14 protein-coding genes are annotated in these 19,310 nt (G+C 65.2%); 5 read left to right on the top strand and 9 right to left on the bottom strand.

The genetic code is table 11. The features are described from left to right. Positions 1 to 18: 18 nt before the first annotated feature. From AC3EC3_RS16440 to AC3EC3_RS16430, 3 genes are read right to left on the bottom strand one after another with little or no spacing between them, the layout of a single operon-like run. Positions 19 to 1,320, bottom strand: coding sequence for a CitMHS family transporter (locus AC3EC3_RS16440; protein ID WP_488490685.1), 1,302 nt, complete (start codon positions 1,318 to 1,320; stop codon positions 19 to 21). A 40-nt stretch (positions 1,321 to 1,360) separates the two neighbouring features. Next, positions 1,361 to 2,875: an OprO/OprP family phosphate-selective porin gene (locus AC3EC3_RS16435; protein WP_488490684.1), complete on the bottom strand. Its 1,515-nt coding sequence runs from the start codon at positions 2,873 to 2,875 to the stop codon at positions 1,361 to 1,363. Next, positions 2,872 to 3,978: an ABC transporter substrate-binding protein gene (locus AC3EC3_RS16430; RefSeq protein ID WP_488490683.1), complete on the bottom strand. Its 1,107-nt coding sequence runs from the start codon at positions 3,976 to 3,978 to the stop codon at positions 2,872 to 2,874. The genes AC3EC3_RS16435 and AC3EC3_RS16430 overlap by 4 nt, the downstream gene beginning before the upstream one ends. 114 nt (positions 3,979 to 4,092) lie before the next feature. Between AC3EC3_RS16430 and AC3EC3_RS16425 the strand changes: the two genes are divergently transcribed. Together AC3EC3_RS16425 and AC3EC3_RS16420 are read left to right on the top strand one after the other, a co-directional pair. Then, a complete protein-coding gene (locus AC3EC3_RS16425) occupies positions 4,093 to 4,758 on the top strand; it encodes a response regulator (protein WP_488490682.1) in 666 nt (221 codons plus the stop codon). Then, on the top strand, positions 4,755 to 6,176 hold the full coding sequence (locus tag AC3EC3_RS16420; protein ID WP_488490681.1) for a sensor histidine kinase: 1,422 nt from the start codon (positions 4,755 to 4,757) through the stop codon (positions 6,174 to 6,176). Before AC3EC3_RS16425 ends, AC3EC3_RS16420 begins: the two co-directional genes overlap by 4 nt. Before the next feature lie 2 nt (positions 6,177 to 6,178). Here AC3EC3_RS16420 and AC3EC3_RS16415 read toward each other — a convergent pair whose 3' ends face one another. The 3 genes from AC3EC3_RS16415 to AC3EC3_RS16405 all read right to left on the bottom strand — a co-directional run bounded on the left by AC3EC3_RS16415 (position 6,179) and on the right by AC3EC3_RS16405 (position 12,442). After that, a complete protein-coding gene (locus AC3EC3_RS16415) occupies positions 6,179 to 8,314 on the bottom strand; it encodes a TonB-dependent siderophore receptor (protein WP_488490680.1) in 2,136 nt (711 codons plus the stop codon). 50 nt (positions 8,315 to 8,364) lie between these two features. Beyond that, complete coding sequence (locus AC3EC3_RS16410; protein ID WP_488490679.1) at positions 8,365 to 10,881, bottom strand: PepSY domain-containing protein; 2,517 nt, start codon at positions 10,879 to 10,881, stop codon at positions 8,365 to 8,367. Between the two features lie 280 nt (positions 10,882 to 11,161). After that, positions 11,162 to 12,442 carry an MFS transporter gene (locus AC3EC3_RS16405; protein WP_488490678.1) on the bottom strand — a complete coding sequence of 427 codons (1,281 nt, stop codon included), beginning with the start codon at positions 12,440 to 12,442 and terminating at the stop codon, positions 11,162 to 11,164. A gap of 285 nt (positions 12,443 to 12,727) precedes the next feature. Here AC3EC3_RS16405 and AC3EC3_RS16400 point away from each other — a divergent pair, with 285 nt between their 5' ends. Together AC3EC3_RS16400 and AC3EC3_RS16395 are read left to right on the top strand one after the other, a co-directional pair. After that, positions 12,728 to 12,925 (top strand): hypothetical protein, encoded by a 198-nt coding sequence (locus AC3EC3_RS16400; RefSeq protein ID WP_488490677.1) that lies wholly within the window; start codon positions 12,728 to 12,730, stop codon positions 12,923 to 12,925. A 57-nt stretch (positions 12,926 to 12,982) separates the two neighbouring features. Further along, positions 12,983 to 14,005: a LacI family DNA-binding transcriptional regulator gene (locus AC3EC3_RS16395; RefSeq protein ID WP_488490676.1), complete on the top strand. Its 1,023-nt coding sequence runs from the start codon at positions 12,983 to 12,985 to the stop codon at positions 14,003 to 14,005. On the opposite strand, the gene AC3EC3_RS16390 is transcribed toward AC3EC3_RS16395, so the two are convergent. Further along, the gene (locus tag AC3EC3_RS16390; protein WP_488490675.1) at positions 14,002 to 15,420 is read right to left on the bottom strand and encodes a mannitol dehydrogenase family protein; all 1,419 of its coding nucleotides are present in this window, start codon (positions 15,418 to 15,420) and stop codon (positions 14,002 to 14,004) included. The genes AC3EC3_RS16395 and AC3EC3_RS16390 overlap by 4 nt on opposite strands. After that, positions 15,420 to 16,862 (bottom strand): glucuronate isomerase, encoded by a 1,443-nt coding sequence (uxaC, locus tag AC3EC3_RS16385; protein ID WP_488490674.1) that lies wholly within the window; start codon positions 16,860 to 16,862, stop codon positions 15,420 to 15,422. The genes AC3EC3_RS16390 and uxaC overlap by 1 nt, the downstream gene beginning before the upstream one ends. 67 nt (positions 16,863 to 16,929) lie before the next feature. Here uxaC and AC3EC3_RS16380 point away from each other — a divergent pair, with 67 nt between their 5' ends. Beyond that, the gene (locus AC3EC3_RS16380) at positions 16,930 to 18,486 is read left to right on the top strand and encodes a UxaA family hydrolase (RefSeq protein WP_488490673.1); all 1,557 of its coding nucleotides are present in this window, start codon (positions 16,930 to 16,932) and stop codon (positions 18,484 to 18,486) included. A gap of 14 nt (positions 18,487 to 18,500) precedes the next feature. On the opposite strand, the gene AC3EC3_RS16375 is transcribed toward AC3EC3_RS16380, so the two are convergent. After that, complete coding sequence (locus AC3EC3_RS16375) at positions 18,501 to 19,307, bottom strand: hypothetical protein (RefSeq protein ID WP_488490672.1); 807 nt, start codon at positions 19,305 to 19,307, stop codon at positions 18,501 to 18,503. Positions 19,308 to 19,310 lie beyond the last annotated feature (3 nt).

Here is a 19,310-nt window from a genome sequence, read left to right as displayed (position 1 = left end):
CGCCTTCCCCCCTGCCCGTCACCCCACGAAGGGGAAGGCAAGGACCAGCATGCCCACAACGGTCATCACCAGACAGCACAGCGCCGCCGGGATCAGCGTGAAGCGCTGGTGATCGGCAAGGTCCACCCCGGCAAGGCTTACCAGCAGGTAGGTCGAGGGCACCAGCGGGCTGAGCAGGTGGACAGGCTGTCCCATCAGCGATGCGCGGGCGATGGCCATCGGCTCGACGCCATAATGCGCCCCGGCCTGCGCCAGAATGGGCAGCATGCCGAAGTAGAACGCATCGTTGGAGATGAAGAACGTGCCCGGCAGGCTGAGCGCGGCGGTGATCGGCGCCATGTACGGCCCCAGTACCGGCGGAATGAACGCCACCACCTGCTGGCTCATCGCCTCGACCATCCCAGTCCCCGACAGGATGCCGGTGAAGATGCCCGCGGCAAAGATCAGCGAGACCACCGAGAGCACGTTACCGGCATGGGCGGAGATACGTTCTTTCTGCGCCTTGGTATCGGGATAGTTGGCAATCATGGCGATCGCGAAGGCCAGCATCATCAGGATCGGCAGCGGCAGCACGCCCCAGACCAGCAGCACCAGCAGCGCGATCACCAGCGCCGCATTGAACCAGAACAGGCGCGGACGGCGCGCTTCGGGATACTGCGATACGGCCAGATCGCTCTGCGCCAGTTCGCCGACTGCTTCCACCTTGCCAAGGCGACGACGCTCCTTGCGGCCGAAGTGGATGGCAAGGCCGATCAGGAACGCCAGTCCCGCGATCATGCCGGGGATCAGCGGCAGGAACAGCGCGGCGGGGTCGAGCTTCAGCGCACTGGCGGCGCGGGCGGTCGGGCCGCCCCACGGCGTCAGGTTCATCACCCCGCTCGTCACCATCAACAGGCAGACGAGGTACAGGCGGTTCATGCCATAGCGCTTGTAGAGCGGCAGCATCGCCGCCATCGTGATGATGTAGGTGGTCGATCCATCGCCATCCAGGCTGACCAGCGCACACAGCACCACCGATCCGATCAGGATACGCATAGGATCGCCGTGGACCAGCCGGATCAGTTTGCCCACCAGCGGATCGAACAGCCCGGTGTCGGTCATCGTCGAGAAGAACAGGATCGCGAACAGCAGCATGACGCCGGTCGGCGCCAGCTTGGTCAGCCCCTCGATCATCATGTCGCCAAGCCCCGCATGGAACCCGGCGACAAGCGCGAAGGCGGTGGGCACGACGGTCAGCGCGACCAGCGGGGTCATCCGCTTGGTCATGATCAGCGTCATGAAAGTGGCCACCATCAGGAAGCCTATCAGGGCAAGGTTCATCGGTCCGGTCCCGTCTCGTTATTCTTTATGTGTGAAAGGCTTAGAAGGTGACGCCGACGCGCGCGGAAAGCGTCTCGCCGGAGTCCTGACCGGTATAGGCACCGGCCATATTGTCCGTGTTCCAGTGGATCGCGTTGACCTGGAACCGGGTGAAGCTGTTGAGATACCAGTTGACGCCCAGCGTCGCGGCCCAGCCCTGGGCGGGCGTGGCGATGTTCTCGAATTCCAGGCTTTCGTAACGCGCGGTCAGTTCGATCGCACCGGTGCCACCTTCGAACACGGGGCTCAGCACCTTGGGCTGGCCGAAGCTGCCGAGGCGCGGGTTGTACGGCGGCAGATCACCCGTGATGAACCAGCCGCCCGAGACGCTCCAGGCCTTGCTGATGAAATCGGGGCGGTCGTTGTCCAGCCGCGCATGGCGCTCGCCCGCCTCGCCCATGATCCAGACCGGGCCGACATAGCCGCCCAGTTCGGCGCCATAGCCGGTCGTTCCGGTGCCGCCTTCCAGCGTGCCGGTGGAGAGGCGCAGCGCGCCGTTGAAGCGCCCGCCGATCACCGTGTTGCGCGTCAGCGTGTTCTTGCCGGGGTGCAGCATTTCATCGAAGCCCCACAGGCCAAGGTGCAGCACGGCATTCTTCGTCTTGATCGGGTTCCAGTGTACGCGACCCAGCACCGTGCGGTTGTCCGAGGTGGACTGGTCCCCGTCGATACGATCGCCGGTAACCGTCAGCGAGGCGTGACCGCTCTTCCAGAACACGCGCGGCATGATGCCCACGCCGTAGAACGCGCGCTGCGGGATGATCGCGGTGGCGACCACGGTGCGTTCGAGGAACGGCGTCGAGTCCGAGCCGGTCGAACCTTCGAAACTGCGATCGTTGAACAGGTGGCCTGCTCGCACGTCGTACTCGATCCCCGGTGAAATCCGGTTACGCCAGCCGAGGAAGGCTGTGACGATATCGACCTGATTTTCCGAAAAATCGGTCTCGAACTGGTAGAAGAAGTGCGTGCCGACACTACCCTCAAGGCCAAGGCGAAGCGCGCGCATGCCCGTGGTGGTGATGTTGCGGCCCTTGTCCTTCGATCCCATCGTCGTGGAGATGTCGGTCAGGATGCGGCCACGCGGCTTGAAGGTGAACTGCCCGTCGGCGGAATGGAACACCGGCAGGCCTGCACCCCATTCGGTCGTGCCGCCTGCAGCCTCCACGGCGACAGCCGCTGCCTTCGCGCGATCCACATCGCGCGAGGCCGGCCCCGGCGGCACCAGCTGCGGCGCATAAGGCGCCACGACGATCTGCGGCGGTGGCACGACCACGGGGGGCGGGGTAGCCTTGGCCGATCCCGCCTGCGCGGCGAGTTGAGGAGCGGGCGCATTGCCTCCGCCCGACGGCGCAGCCCCGGCCTCCAGCTTTTCCACGCGCTGGCGCAGCGCGGCGATTTCGGCGGCCTGCTCGCGCACGAGTTCGGCCAGATCGTCCCGGCTCGGCTCGGCGGCGAGTGCAGGCGTTGCGGCGATAACGGCGGCAATCGCGCAGCCGCTCTTGAACAGCGATTTCATCGGAGAGCACTTTCGGACTGGAGGGTCGCCGTCCACGCGCTGAGGAAGCGCTGGCGGGTCAGGCGATCGAGATTGACGAGAAGCTGCGGACCGACGCGGATGACGCGCGTCTGGCCTGCCGGAAGGCGGCGCGACGGCACATCGGTACGCACCGGCCACAGGCTGTGCTGTGCCAGCAGGGACTGGCCCTTGTGCGACAGCAGGAAATCGAGAAACAGCCGCGCGGCAGCGGGATGGCTCGCCTCGCGTGAGATGAACGCGATACGCGAGGTCAGGATCGTGTAGTCGCGCGGGAACACCACGCCGATCTGCGGCTGACGGCGCGCCCGCTCCAGCGCGTAGGAACCGATGACGTTGTATGCCACCGCCAGCTTGCCGGAGGCGACCCCATCGAGCATCGGCCCGGTGTTCGTGGCGAGCATCGGGCGCGTAGCCGCAATCGCCTGCACCAGACTGCGCGTATCGCGCGTGATCTGGTAATCCTGCGAAAGATAGAGATAGCCGGTGTTCGAGCGCACTGGATCGAACGTCGCGACCTTGCCCGCGAAGTCCGCGCGGTGGCGGCGCAGCAGTTCTTCCAGGCCGTGGTGGTCCTGCGGCACTTCTCCGGCAGGAACCAGCCGCTTGTTGTAGACGAACCCGATCGGCTCTGCCGTGACGCCGAAGCCCATGTTCTTCCACACCGCCGTTTCGGGGAGCGCGGGCTTTTCGGGGCTGGCGTACTGCTGGGCATAGCCATCGTTGATGAGCTTGACCTGCAGGTCCATCGCCGAGGACCAGACGAGGTCCGCCGAATATTGCCGCGCGCGCACTTCGGAGGTGTATCGGCGGAACATCTCGGTCGAGCCAAGGTCCGCGTAGAACACTTTCAGCCCCGGATAGGCCCGTTTGAACGCGGCGACGACCGGCACCAGTTCGGCGCGGTCTGCATTGGCGTAGATACGCACGGCGCCTTCGGCTTTTGCCTGCGAAATCAGCCGGTCATAGGACCTGGGATAGCCTGCGGGCCGCTGCGAGACAGCGCTTTCGCCAGGGCCGTGTTGCGCCGATGCCGGCGTTGCCAGCACAGCGCCCAGCGCCAGAACAGTCATGGGGAAACGCATTTTCCGACTCCTCTCGCTTTCCGTCTCTGTTGTCGGATAAGCACGAGGGATGGCCTACCGATTCAACCTTTCACGCACCTTTCACGGCCAACGGGCCGCAACATGGAGTGCAGCATGCGCATTCTGATCGTTGAGGACGATGCGGCGCTGGCGCGCGGAATCGTGTCGCTTCTGCATGCCGCAGGGCACGCCGTGGACCACGTGGACTGCGGCGAGGAGGCGCTTTCGGTGCTGGCGACAGAGCCGTTCTCGCTGGTGATCCTCGACGTCGGCCTGCCCGATATCGATGGCTTCGAGGTACTTGCCCGCCTTCGCGCGCGGGGCGATCAGGCGCAGGTCATGATGCTGACCGCGCGCGATGGCCTCGACGACCGGGTGCGCGGGCTGGACCTTGGCGCCGACGACTATCTGCGCAAGCCTTTCGAGGTCGAGGAACTGGAGGCCCGCGTCCGCGCACTCAGCCGACGACGCGGCGGTGATGCAGCGCCGGAAATGCGTATTGGCGCCATGACGATCCACCGCTCCACGGGCCGCGTGGAAGTGGCGGGACGACCGGTGGATCTGAGGCGCCGCGAATGGGCGGTACTGGAGGCGCTGGCAACCCGCGCCGGTCAGATCGTCCCGCGCGAGACCCTGCAGGCCGAAGTCTTCGGGTTCGACGAACCGGTTGGCTCGAACGCTCTGGAGGTCAACGTCACACGCCTGCGCGGCAAATTGGGCGCGGACGGCCCGGTGATCCACACCGTGCGCGGCGTAGGCTACATGCTGGACCGTTCATGACCGGCTCCGCGCCGGAACCCGTCACAAGCCCGCGCAAGGGGGCCATTGCGCTTCGCCATCGCCTGCTGATCGCGATGCTGGGGCCGGTGCTGATCCCCGCGCTGGTGCTGGGTCTGGTCGGATGGGGGCTGGTTTCCGGCGTCGTGCGCAGTTCCAGCGACCGCGTGCTGGGCGGCGCTCTCGGCGCGATTGCCGAAACGGTGCAGGTGGAAGATGGCGAGGTCACGCTGGACCTTCCCCCCGCAGCCTTCGGCATGCTGGAGAACGCCGAGCGGGACAACGTCTACTACCGCATCGCCGTAGGCGACCGCCTGCTCACCGGCTATGCCGACCTGCCGCCTCCACAGCTTGCCAGCCTGACCATAGACGAGCCGCATTTCCGCTTCGCGTCCTATCGCGGACAGGAAATCCGCATTGCCGAGACCCGCCGCGACCTGCCCCGCATCACGGCGCCTGTCGTGGTGCAGGTCGCCGAAACGCTCGATCACAGGCGCGCCCAACGCAACCAGTTGATGACCGCCCTGCTGATCGGCGAGCTGGTGCTGGTCGGCATGGTCCTGCTGCTGATCCGACCCGCCCTTGGCTGGAGCCTGCGCCCGCTTTCCGAACTGCGCCGCGTGGTCGAGGCGCGCGACACCCGCGCCGCGCCTGACCTTTCTCCGCTCCAGACCGGCCCCCTGCCTGCCGAGCTGCGGCCGCTGGCGCTGTCGTTCGATCGTCTCCTGGGCCGTCTCGACGATGCGACCAGCGCGACGCGGCGTTTCACTGCCGACGCCTCGCACCAGATGCGCACGCCGCTCTCGGTGCTCAAGGTGCAGGTCGCCCTCGCCCGGCGCGGATCGAGCGAGGCCCTGCGCGAGATCGAAGAGGCGAGTGACCGACTGGAGAGGCTGCTGACCCAGCTGCTCGCCCTTGCCCGCGCCGACGAGGCCGGAACTCAGCCGCCGTTCGAGAAGCTGGACTTGCGCGAACTGGCGCGCGTGGTGATCTCGCGTCGCATCCGGCAGGCGATCGAGGCGGATGTCGAACTGCGGCTCGACTGCGCAGGCGATGCCCCGGTTTTCGTAAACGGGCACCGCACGATGGCCTTCGAGATGCTGACCAACCTTGTCGACAATGCGATCCGCTACAACCATCGGGGCGGCGAGGCCGTGATCGCGATCAAGTCCGCCCCTGATGCCGTGCGCCTCAGCGTCATCGATACCGGTCCCGGTATTCCGGCGGCGCTGCGCGAGCAGGCGTTCTCGCGCTTCGCCCGGCTTCAGGGGGCAGGCGGCCCGGAAGGCTCGGGGCTTGGCCTTGCCATCGTCAAGGCCGCCGCCGAGCGGCTCGGCGCCAGTGTCTCACTGGAGGATGCCGAGCCGGGGCTGCGCGTCACAGTCACGTTTCCGCGCCATGCCCCGGCCAGTCCTGACTAACCTCAGAACTTGCGGCGCAGTTCGATGAACCAGCTGCGCGCATTGCCGATGTAGGCGCCCTTCGGCCCGGTGAAGCCCGAAGTGGCATAGTACTTGTCGAAGATGTTCTCGATCCGGAACATCGCCTCGAACACCTTGAAGTCGTGCGATATCGTCGCATCGAAGACCGTGAAGGGCTTCAGCCTGTCGCCGGAACGGTCCAGCTGGTTGGAAACGTACTGGCCGCCGAAGGCAAAGGCCGTGTCGATCGGCGCCACCTGATAGCGCGTCCAGAACCCGGCCTGATGGTGCGGGGTGTTCGGGAAGCGATCGCCCACCGAATTGTCGATCGACTGGCCTTCCACCGTTCCGGTGATCCGCGTGTCGTTATAGGCGTAATTGACGCTGAGCACCCAGTTTTTCGTCAGGTCGGTGGTCAGCGTCGCCTCGATACCCTTGCTGGTGACTTCGCCGACAGGCGCCAACTGGTCCACGCCGTTCACGGAGTCCTGCGAGACGTCCACCTGCAACACATTGCGCCGCACGATGCGATAGGCGGCCAGGGTCGCCTGCACCTTGCCGTCGAACAGATCGCTCTTGGCACCGACTTCCCACTGGCTGCCACTTTCCGGCTTGAACGGGCCGCCTGCCGCCGATGACTGATCGGCCACGTCCTGCGGCTCGAAGGCCTGCGACCAGCTGACGTAGAGCGAAAGGTCATGGCGCGGCTTGTAGATCGCGCCTGCGCGCCAGGTCGTGGCCGCCTCGCTGGCGCTTTCGCCTTCGATATAGTCGTTATCGTCGAACCAGTCGCGCCGCACGCCGCCGACAAGGATGACATGTTCACCGATACCCAGCTGCTCCTGCGCATAGACGCCCCGGCGAAGCGCCTTCGAATCGGTAAGCGAAGGCGTCACGCCGGAAAGATCGGGCTTGGTGGAATCGCTGTAGTCGGGGTCAGTCAGCGACAGCGCAGGAACATCGCGCGTCGCGTAATTGGTGCCGGTGGACAGCTCGCGATACCAGTCGGCACCGACCAGCACGGTGTGGCTGAACGGCCCGGTCGTGAATTTACCGACCATGTTCGCCCCGAACGACAGGCCTTCCACATGGCGGCGCTGATCGCGGTACTCGCGCGTCACCGTATCGTAGACACCGTCGCCATCGGTATCCTTGAGCGCCACCGGCTCGTGATATTCCTGATGCTCGTTATAGCGGAACCAGCGCCCCGCCAGATTGAACGAGATCGCATCCGACAGCTTGCTGTCCAGCCGCGCCTGCGTGACCAGCCCGTTGTAGCGGATGAAATCGTCGGGATCGTTGTGATTCCAGCTGCGGTACGTCAGGAAATTGCCGTTGGCGTCCACGGGAATGCCGCGCAGGCGGTTGCCGGGCAGGTTCTGATCGTAGTCCGTCACCTGCACGGTCAGCTTGGTATCCGGTCCAAGCTTGGCCGAAAGCCCGGCATCGCCGATCAGGGTCCGACTGCTCGCGTGATCGCGGTAGCTGTCATAGTCCTCGTAAAACCCGCCGATCCGGCCCGTCAGGATACCATCCTTGTCGAGCGGCCCGGTGACATCGACTGAGCCGCCGTAGCGGCTGCGTCCGCCCAGGATCGCGCGCACGTTGGCCGCGAACGTATCCTGCGGCTTCTTGGTCACGTAATTGATCGTGCCGCCCGGAGACCCGGCTCCATAGAGCATGCCCGCGGGGCCCTTCAGGAACTCCACCCGGTCGATCGTAAAGAGTTGCGGCACCGAGAAGGTCTGGAACGGATCACCGCGCAGGCCGTCATAGAACGTCACGTCCTGCGAGAAACCACGATAGGTGACGGTGGCGTAGTTATTGGCGCTGACGCCCGGCACATCGCGATAGAGATCGGTGATGTCGCGTGCGCCCTGATCCTGCATCATCTCCGAATTGATGACCTGTACCGACTGCGGAATGTCGAGCGGGTTGGCCGGGATCTTGCCGACATCGGTATCGCGCACGCGGTAGAGTGTCTGCGCACGTGCCGTGACGACGATCGCCTCGGCCGGATCGGTATCGTCGGCAGCGGCGCCCGCAGCACTTTCGTCTGCCGCAAATGCGGGGCTCGCCGTCAGGGAACTTGCCAGTGCCAGCAGGGGCAGAGGCGCAAGAATGCGCAGGGAAACCATGGTTTGGTTGCTCCTTCGGTGTTGTCGCAGTGAGAAAAAAGAAAAACGGATCAGTAGATGTCGCGGAGATACCTGCCGCGCTCGGCCATCGCTTCGAGTTGCGCATCGCCCAGCACTTCGCGCAGCGCGGCATCGACCGCCGGCGCCATGCCAAGCAGGCTGCCGCAGACGAGGATCGAGCCGCCGCCCTCGGCAACCTCGCGCAGCAGGTCGGCGGCGGACGGGATCAGATCCTGCACATATCGGGCCCCGGCGCCTGCGTCGCGTGACCATGCCCGGTCGAGGCGAGACAGGGTGCCATCCGCCAGCCACGCGGCCAGTTCGTCGTCGAACAGCGCATCATGCGCGCGGTTGCGTTCGCCCAGCAGCAGCCAGTGACCGCTCTGCCCTTGCGCGGCGGCCTGTCGCAGATGCCCGCGAAGACCGGCGATACCGGTGCCGTTGCCGATCAGGACAAGCGGTCCCTTGGCGTCACCCACGCGAAAACCGGGATTGGCGTGGAGACGCAGCGCTATCGTGTCGCCGATCCGTGCATGATGCGTCAGCCACCCGGACCCCAAGCCCAGAGTGCCATCCTCGCGGGAAACCTGACGGATCACGAGTTCGATGCCAGCATCGGCAGGAATCGAGGCGATGGAATATTCGCGGTGGGGAAGCGGGCGCAGATCGGCCACGATCACTTCCGGCGTCCCGTCTGCCCGCTCGGGAAGCACCGAGCGCATCAGGTGGGCGTGCAGGGAACGTCCCTCGACGCGCTCTTCGCCATCGAAGTCGGACGCGGCCAGAAAAGCCTCGACTGCGTTCGGATCGTTGCCCGGCCGCACTTCTGCGATATCGCCCGCCTGCCAATCGTGCGCGGTGCCATCGAGCGGCTCCAGCCGGACATGGTACACCGGCCCGCCCGCGCTGCCTTCGTTGAGGCGAACGCGGGAAACCAGCCGCCACGGTGCATAGGCTGCGGGCGCGAAGTCCGCCGCCATCGTGTCTGCCCCCAGCGCCGCCAGTTCCTGCTGCCACAGACGCTCGGCATTGGCGTCCTCGCCATCGACCTCGATCGTATCGAACAGCCTACGACCACCGCCGGAATGGAGCCAACGGTCGACTTCGTGCCCGAAGGCGCAGAACTGCGGATATTCGCGATCGCCCAGCGCCAGAACGGCATAGTCGAGATTTGCGGCCTCGGGCGCTGTCGCCATCGCCTCGCGCGCGAAGCGGCGGGCGCGATCGGGCGCTTCCCCTTCGCCGTAGGTGCTCACCACGAAGAGGGCGCGCCGCGCCTGCGACATCGTTGCGGCATCGACGTCTGCCAGCGGGATCACTCGCGCGCCGCCAAGCGCAGAGGCTGTCTGACGCGCAAGGCGCTCGGCCGATCCGGTCTGGCTGGCATAGGCCACCAATATGTCTGACCCGTGCCCCGCCACGGCAGGGGCCGCCTCTGCGGCCAGACCAAGTGCCCGCTTGCGGCGGCGACGGGCGAAATAGAGCAGCAGTCCGGTGATCGTGAACAACGGCATCGTCAGACTGGTCAGCAGGATCACGATGCGCCCTGCCAGCCCGAAGATCGCGCCGCGATGCACATCGAGCATCGATCCTGCGATCACCTTGCCCAGCGAGCGCTTCGCATAAGGATCGACATCGAGCACCCTCCCGGTCGCAAGGTCGATCTTCACGTCATCCGTCATCCGCTCGAAGCGGGCATCGGGCGGTGTCGCGCGGAAACGTGCCTTGCTGCCGTGATCGGGCATGAAGATCGTGACAGACGCCCAGCGCCCGTCCATCGTACGGGCGAACACCGACCATGCCTGGGTCAACGAGGCAGCGGGCGATTTTTCATGCCTCTTCGCCTTGCCGCGTGCGTCGCCGTCATCAGACTGCGCCGATCCGGTAAGCACCACCTGCGCAGCATCGCGATACCAGCCATAGGACCACCACAGCCCCGTCGTCGCGCTCAGCAGATAGGCCAGCGCCACCCAGCCGCCGATGACTGCGTGAAGCTCTCGCCAGAGATTACGGCCACTCTTGCGCCAATCGAGCACCAGCCATGCCCGCCAGTCGAGCGCCTTCTTCGGCCAGCGCAAATAAAGCCCCGAAACCGCGAAGAAGACCAGCGCGATAGCTGAAATGCCCGTTAACTGCCGCCCAATGCCGCGCGGTCCGCCCGGCATCGCCAGCCAGCGATGGAGATTTTCGACCGTCTCGAAGAACGACGCACCGTTGGCCTGGCCCAGCAGACGACCATCGCGCGGATCGACGAACGAGCGCTCGCCGCGCCCCTGTTTCCCGTTCGCGGGCGCCAGCCGGACCTGCCATGCCAGCTTCGGGTCGCTTTCAATGGTCAGACGCTGGATCGTCGCGCCCGGCCGCTGCGCAGCAATCTGCTCGAAGACTTTCTCCGGCGCCTGCGGCGCAAGGCCGTTGGGCGCCAGCACGACGATCCCAGGGCTCAACCGCGCCATGATCTCGTCCTCGAAGCTCAAGAGCGCACCGGTCACGCCCATCACCGCCAGGATCAATCCGGCGGTAATTCCCAAAAACCAGTGAATCTGAAACAGCACTCTTCGCAGCACGTCGTGTTCGCTCCCCGCCGTCCCGGCCGACGTTCGACCGGAACATCTGAGGGAATCACGCGTGCCGGTTGGCCTCGCGCCGCATTCCCGGCCCCTTCCGGAAACGCGTGCTAATGAAATCCATTCGCGTTAGCAATCCTGTAACGTGCTGTATCGAAAATTTCGGATACCGGGTTCAGCGAACTTGCACGGTCTTGCATCGGTGGCCGTAAGGCGCGCTCGCCGGTGTCGAGGTTTCGCTATCTTGCCTTTTGCAGCCAATCAGCGGCCACGCGGGCCATCAAGCTCCTTCGTGACGGATCGAAATCGCCAGAGCGACGCCAGCCCCCGCCAGTGCCGTGGTCAAGGCCACCACACCTGGCCAGGCACCGTGCTGCCAAACCCATCCGCCGATCGAACCGGTCACGCTGGATCCAAGGTAGTAGGCCAGAAGATACAGCGATGTCGCATGGCTCTTGGCCTTGCCACCCAGGCGCCCAACCCATGAACTGGCAACGGCATGGGCTGCGAAGAACCCTATCGTTACAAGCAGAATGCCCAGCGCGATCAGCGCCAGCGAGGCGCCCAGCGTTACCAGCGATCCGATGGCCATCAGCGCGAGGGCACCGGCCAATGGCCAGCGGCGCCCCCAGCGGTCCGCGAGTTGCCCCGCCCATGGCGAAACGAAAATGCCGGAAACATAGCTCAGGAAAATCAGACTGATCGCTGTCGCGCCCAGACTATAGGGCGGCGCCGACAAGCGAAAGCCAGCGTAGTTGAAAACCACGACGAATACGCTGGTGAGCACGAAACCGACACCAAACAGCCGCGGCAGGTATCGATGGTTCAGATGCCCACCCCAGGCGCGTGCGTGGTAGGCTGGCTCGAAACTCTTCTGAACGGCAAAACGCCGCGACGGCGGCAACAGCAGAGCAAAACCCACCGCAGCAAGTATGCCCAGACCACCCAAGGCTGCCATCGCAACCTGCCATGAGGTAAACTCCGTCAGCAGCCCCATGCCGACACGCCCCATCATGCCGCCGAAAGCCGTTCCCCCGACGTAGCGCCCCATGGCCTTGCCCAGATCCCGGGCGTGCATCTCTTCACCCAGATACGCCATGGCCACGGCAGGAACGCCGCCGAGCGCCACCCCTTCCAGCAAACGCGCCAGCAGCAGCAGCGTCCACGTCGGCGCCGCAGCAGCAGCCAGATTGCACAGCGCCGCCAGCGCCATCGATCCGAACATGAGAGGGCGCCGCGGCAGCAACTGCGACACAGCACCGCTGGCAAAAATCGCGAGCGCGAGCGCGCCTGTCGTCAGCGAAAGCGCCAGCGAACTTGTCGCCGGGCTGACGTGGTAGTCTCTCGTGAACTCGGGCAGCAGCGGCTGCACGCAGTAAAGCAGCGAAAAGGTTGCGAAACCGGCAAGGAACAGCGCAATGCCGGCTCGGCGATAGTCGCGCGTACCACTCTCGATGCCTTCATAGGCGCTACCCAGCACCTCACCCTCGGCCCGCAGCATGATCCCTGCAACACCCGCGGGCATCTCATCAGGCTCTGATCCAGTTGTCTCCAGCGTCATGCCTCGCCCATGGACGCAACGCAGCCGATAGTCCAATATATGAAATAAGATCTATCGATAGGAAATCTGGATCAATATGTCGTTGAGCGTCAGTTACCGTTCTTCCTCGTTTATCGACAACAACGCTGCCTTCGCGTTTGCTCACGCCTCCGGCAAAACGGGGGGCTTGGCATCACATCGACACAGATCGCCGACTATGCCGCCAGGCGGACGCTGGGTGGGTCCCGATCATCGGGCGATGGCAGCGCCGACAAGATCCTGAGCCTGTTCGAAACGGACGCCACGATGCCGAACGAAATGTCGGCTTTCTACCGCCGCTATCTCAAAGCAGCCTATGCCGATGTCGCAAATGTGCTTTCCAGACGCAAGATGAACCGCATCACCGGTGCGACCCTGAAGGATGCCAAGACCAAGACCAAGACCAAGGCAAGCGCACCCGCGCAACGCGATCCGCAAACCACCCCGGCCACGCCCGGGAATTGAGTCTTCCGGTCAAGGCTTTCGGCTTGATCGCCCCTGCATCTGCGTTACCACGCCTGCATGGCACGCCCCTTTACCGCCTCCGGTCCGACCATCGAACACGTTGCCAGCGAGGCCGGTGTTTCGATCCGCACCGTCTCGCGCGTGCTCAACAAGTCTCCGAAGGTCAACGCGGCCACGCGTGAGCGGATCGAGGCCGCCATTGCGCGGCTCGACTTTCGTCCCTCCCCGCGTGGCCGGGCGCTCGCCATGGGGCGCTCGTTCCTGATCGGGCTGGTTCATAACGATCGTAATGCGCTGGTGCTTGACGCCGTGCAGCGCGGGATCGTCAACCATGCCAGCGCACGCGGCTACGAACTGGTCGTGCATCCCTGCCCGCTTGACCCGCAAGACGCCGCCTTGGACGTACTGTCGTTTCTCCAACGCTCGCGCGTCGATGGGCTCATCGTGATGCCGCCCGTTTCCGGGCTGGAACCATTGGCCCAAGTTCTCGCCAGGAATGGCTTACCCGCCATAGCGGTATCCTCGGTGCCGCTGCCCCATTATGGTGAAGTCATTCTCAGCGACGAACAGGAGGCTGCCGCGATGGTCGCCCGCCACCTGATCGCAATGGGACATCGCCATCTGGGTTTGATCAACGGCCCGGTAGAGACAGCCTCGGCCACGCAGCGTCGCCAGGGCTTCCTGTCGGCCGCCCAAGATGCGGGAATTACGGTTACGCAATCACCGGGGGACTACGGGTTTGCCTCAGGCATCACCGGCGCCGACATACTTCTGTCCTCCGACGAGCGCCCCAGCGCCATCTTCGCCGCCAACGATGTCATGGCAGCAGGCGTTCTGAAATACGCAGCACAGCATGGCATTGCCGTGCCGCACGACCTGTCCGTGATCGGCTTTGACGGAAGCCTGCTGGCCAGTATGGTCAGCCCGGCCCTTGCCACCGTGATCCGTCCGTTCGACCGGATCGCCAGCGAAGCGGCACGACGCCTGCTTGATCGCATCGACAATATCGACAGCGAACCAGCCACCATCCCCGCGCTCACGCTCGATCCCGGCGAATCCTGCGCGCGCTGGACGGGTTAGGAAAGGCTTCCCCTTTCCAGCACCGCCAGACCATGCTCGACTGCATTCGTGAAGCGACTATCGGCGCCAAGATCGCCGAACACCTCTGTCAGGGCCAACATCGCCCGCCACTCGCCAGCCCGCGCCAACAACGTATCGGCCAGCGGATCGACAAGCGAACGGCCCTCACGCGCAGCACGGTCCACAAATCGCACCCATGCGGCGACCGGCAGTGCCAGCCGCTCGACACCGCGTCCCGCCGAAAGCGTATCGCGCACCGTCCCCAGCAGACGATAGGGCAATTTCTGCGATCCATCCCAGGCGATCTGCGAGAGCAGGTGACGGATCGCCGGATTGGCGAAGCGCGCCAGAACATCGGTGATATATTGCGCAAGGTCCAGTCCGGGTGGCGGGGACACCGTAGGTGCGATGTCCTCACGCATAAGCCGCTCTACAAAGCGCGCCAGTTCGGCATCGGCCATCGCATCCGCGACGGTTTCGTGGCCCCGTCCCAGTCCGATGTAGGCAAGCGAAGAATGCGCACCATTGAGCAACCGTAACTTGGCCTGCTCGAACGGGCGGACGTCCGTCGCAAACGTAACGCCCGCGCATTCAAGTTCGGGGCGCTCGGTTACGAAGCGATCCTCGATCACCCACTGCGAGAACCGCTCACGCTGGATCGGCCAGGCGTCCTCCAGGCCGGTTGCTGCCATGCCCTGCGCGCGCAGGGCATCGTCGGTCGCCGGTGTGATCGAATCGACCATCGCATTGGGAAAGCTGGCCAATTCCGGCAATGCCCGCGCCAGTTCCGGATCGACTGTTTCAGCAAGCGAACGCACGGCGCCTTCGAGCTTTCGGCCATTATCGGTGAGATTGTCGCACGACAGTACCGTTATCGGGCCTGCACCGGAATGGCGCCGCGCCTGAAGCGCTCGCACCACCCAGCCGGGGAAAGAGGAAGGCTGCCACACAGGACCGTTTCCGGCGGCATCGATATCGGCCAAAATCGCGGCATTTCCGAAATCCAGAGCGCCGCCCGCGCCAAGGCAATAGCCTTTTTCGGTCACGGTAGCCGAGATGATCCGGGTCTGCGGGTCGGTCAGCGCAGCCAGGATCGCCGCAGTCTGGTCTGCGGTCAGAATTTGCCCGATGCTACCGATCACGCGATAGTCCGTCACGGCGTCGAGCAGCGCCAGCGTGTAAAGTCCGTCCTGTGGATTGAGCGCATCGGCAACACCACGCGAATGCAGGCTGACACCGGTGATGCCCCAGCGCGGATCGTGGCCCAGCAGCGTATCGAATGCCGCCGCCTGATGCGCCCGATGAAACGCGCCGGGCCCGAAATGGACGACGCCACACCGCGTTTCGGTACGATCATAGCCCGGCTTTGCCACGTCTGCGGGCAGGGCTGCCAAGGCTGCTTGCGACAGGCGCATCAGGCGCCGACCATTTCCGGTTGCGGCGCCTTCAGGCCATAGGCCTTGCGCACCAGCCCTACCGTCAGTTCCCGCGCAAGTTCGGCGGCCTGCCAGTCTTCCATGCGATGCTCGGCGACCAGACGCGCAAGGAAACCGCAGTCGATCCGGCGTGCGACATCGTGGCGCGCGGGGATCGAGAGGAACGCGCGCGTATCGTCGTTGAAGCCCACGGTATTGTGGAAACCGGCGGTTTCCGTGGTCATTTCGCGGAAGCGGCGCATGCCTTCGGGGCTGTCATGGAACCACCACGATGGCCCGAGACGCAACGCCGGATAGTGCCCGGCCAGCGGCGCCAGTTCGCGCGAATAGGTTGTCTCGTCCAGCGTGAACAGGATCACGGTCAGGTCCGGCTCATTGCCGAACAGATCGAGCATCGGGCGCAGCGCCTCGACATATTCGGTGGCCTGCGGAATGTCGGCGCCCTTGTCTCGACCATGGCTGGCGAAAAGCCGGGCGTTGTGGTTGCGGCATGAACCGGGGTGGATCTGCATGGTCATGCCATCCTCCAGACTCATGCGCGCCATTTCGGTGAGCATCTGCGCGCGAAACAGCTCAGCCTCGCCTGCATCCGCCTGGCCGGAAACGACTTTTCCGAACAATGCCTCGCACTCGGCAGTCGAGAGATTGGCTGTTCGGGGGGTCAGGAAGCCGTGATCCGTCGCCGTCGCGCCCATCGCGCGAAAATCGGCGCGGCGACGGCGATGAGCGGCAAGATAGCCCTTCCAGCTCAGCACGTCCTCGCCCGAGAGTTCGCCGAAACGCTTGATCGCGCTGGAAAATTCCTCATGATCCGGGTCGATCACCGAGTCCGGTCGATAAGTAGTGACGACGTTTCCGCGCCAGCCCGAAGCGCGGATCGCCTTGTGATGCGCAAGGTCGTCATCGGCGCCTTCGGTGGTTGCCAGCAGTTCGATATTGAACCGCTCGAACAGCGCGCGAGGCCGGAATTGCGCCGTTTTCAGCGCCTCTCCGATCAGATCGTAATAGTGATCCGCCGTCCCTGCATCGAGCGTGACCTCGATTCCGAAAACATGCGCGAACACGTGGTTGAGCCACATGCTCGACGGTGTTCCGGCAAACAGGTGCCAGTGACTGGCAAACGTGCGCCACGCCTCGCGAGGGTTCGTGTCCGGCAGCATCCCGCCCCTGCGCGGCACCGCCAGAGCATCCAGCGCAACCCCTTGGGAATAGAGCATTCTGAACAGGTAATGGTCTGGCGCCAGCAGCAGCTCGGTCGCATTCGACCACCCCTCGTTCCCGGCGAACCACGCCGGATCGGTGTGCCCGTGCGGGCTGACGATCGGCAGGTCGGCGATGTCGGCATAGAGTTCACGCGCGATCGCCCGTGTGGTCGGATCGGCGGGGAACAGACGGTCGGGATGAAGCGTGAGGCGGGGCATCGTATCTCTCCTGTCGCCCTTCGACTAGCCGCTTGTGCCAACGCTGGCAATGACGTAAATCCGCCATATGCGTGAAACCGTTACCGCCTCTCCGCCAGCCCCTTGCGCACCTTCTTCCACCGCGATTCCCGAGGCCTTGCGCATCGCCAAGAGCGACGATGTGGCAGTCGCCCTGAAACCTCTTCAGAAGGGGCAGAGAGCGACCTGCGGCGACACAAGCCTAATCCTGCACGATGACATTCCGGCCGGGCACAAGTTCGCCGTGCGTGCCATCGAACCGCGGGAAGCGGTCCATCGCTATCGCGCCCCGATCGGCATCGCCACTCGCCCCATCGCGGCGGGCGAGCATGTCCATTCGCACAATCTGGCGACAGCCCTTCGCGGCGAGCAGGGGTACGTCTTCACCGCTTCCGCCGCGCCCCTTTCGCCCCCTTCCGAGCCCTCCCCCAGCTTCGCCGGATACCATCGCGGCGATGGCAGCGTGGGCACGCGCAACGAGGTATGGATTCTCCCGACCGTCGGCTGCGTTGGGCGTCTGGGTGAGCGCCTTGCCGCGCGGGGCAACCTGCTCTGCGCGACGATGCCGCAGATCGATGGCGTTCACGCCTTCAACCACCCGTTCGGCTGCTCGCAACTGGGGGCCGATCTGGACGGGACTGCCGCGATCCTGGCGGCGCTGGCGATGAACCCCAACGCGGGCGGCGTGCTGCTGCTGGGGCTGGGCTGCGAATCCAACCAGCTCGACGCGCTGCTGACGCGCATTCCGCCCGAGCGCCGCGACCGTCTGCGCGTGCTGCGCGCGCAGTCCGAGGCCGACGAGTTCGCCGCCGGGGAAGCGCTGCTGGCCGAACTGCTGGAAGTCATGGCAGACGACCGCCGCGCGCCTGCGCCGCTCTCGGCCCTTCGCCTCGGCGTCAAGTGCGGTGGCTCTGACGCGATGAGCGGGCTGACCGCCAATCCGCTGATCGGGCTGATGGCCGATGCCGTGACACAGGCCGGAGGCACTGCGATCCTGACCGAAATCCCGGAGATCTTCGGCGCCGAAACCCTGCTGATGGAGCGCGCCACCAGTCGCGAGGTGTTCGACAGCCTCGCCGCGCTGGTCAACCGCTTCAAGCGCTACTTCATCGACCATGGCGAGCCGGTTTCGGAAAACCCCAGCCCCGGCAATATCGCAGGCGGTATCACCACGCTGGAGGAGAAATCGCTCGGCGCGGTGCAGAAGGGTGGCCTCGCGCCGGTGGTCGAGGTTCTCGACTACGGTGCGCGGATCGCCGCGCCGCTGACGCCGGGTCTCGTCGTGCTCGAAGCGCCGGGGAACGACGCAGTTTCCACCACTGCGCTGGCGGCGGCAGGCGCAACGGTCACGCTGTTCTCGACCGGACGCGGCACGCCGCTTGGCAGTCCGGTGCCGACGATGAAGATCGCCTCGAACGCTGCGCTCGCCGCACACAAGCCGGGGTGGATCGACTTCGATGCCTCGCAGGCGCTCACCACAGGCATGGGCGAAGCTGCCGAGGCGCTGCTGGCGCGGATTCTCGCCATCGCCAGCGGCGAACCCGCCCGCAACGAGGCCAATGACGAGCGCGCCATCGGCATCTGGAAGCGCGGCGTGACCCTGTAAGTCAGCGCTTCAGATCAGCGCCTTCGCGGCGCCAGCTTGCGATAGACCCCGGTGAAGGTCACGTTCATGCCGCCACAGGCATCGACCGGGGTATAGGCTATCAGATAGGGGCCGAGCAGGCGGAAGCTGGCGCTGCAACCTTGCGCATCGTCCTTGGGAAACACCCGCGTCCAGTCGGAAGCCAGCCCCTTTTGCGCGGACAACGCGGGCCAGTGGAAACCGTGATCGTACTCCCCGCCGTCCACTTCAGCCACAAAGCCGCCCCAGCCGCCGGTCGGCTTCACATAGGCGGCGAAATTGCCGAGATGGACGCCGCCGTTGCGCACCCGCTCGGGATCGCCCGCGCCCCATGTCGCATCGCCCATGAACGCAAGCACACCGGGCGTGGCACTGCGCGTCACGGTGATCTGCTGCTCCTCGCTGTCCTGCCAGTGGCCGATCCAGTCCTGCGCGCCAGACTGCGGCGCAGGCACGTTCTCGAGCAGCCGCGTCTCGATCGCGCCGTCGCTGGGCGTGCCGGTTGGCCCGACGAAATCGACCACAGTGAACGCACTCATGGTATAGGACGCGACCGCCACGTCGCCCGGCAACAGATAGCCCTTGCGCTTGCAGGCCGCCGTCAGGTTCGGGCAGCCCGGCGTGACGACGTTCTGATAGAAATAGGCCTTGGCGCCCGGCTTCACCCGCACCAGCCATGCCTGGCGCATCGCCGCCTGGGGCTCGGCCTGATGGCCCTGCGGATTGTTGTAGAACACGCCCGCCATCGCCGCAGCCGGAAGCGCCAGCAGCGGCAGGGATACGAGAGCGACAATTTTGCGCATGGT

It is taken from the genome of Novosphingobium sp. BAM6 (assembly GCF_057784955.1).
The sequence above is the reverse complement of the archived record's forward strand: the minus strand, read 5'-3'. Positions and strand labels throughout refer to the sequence as shown.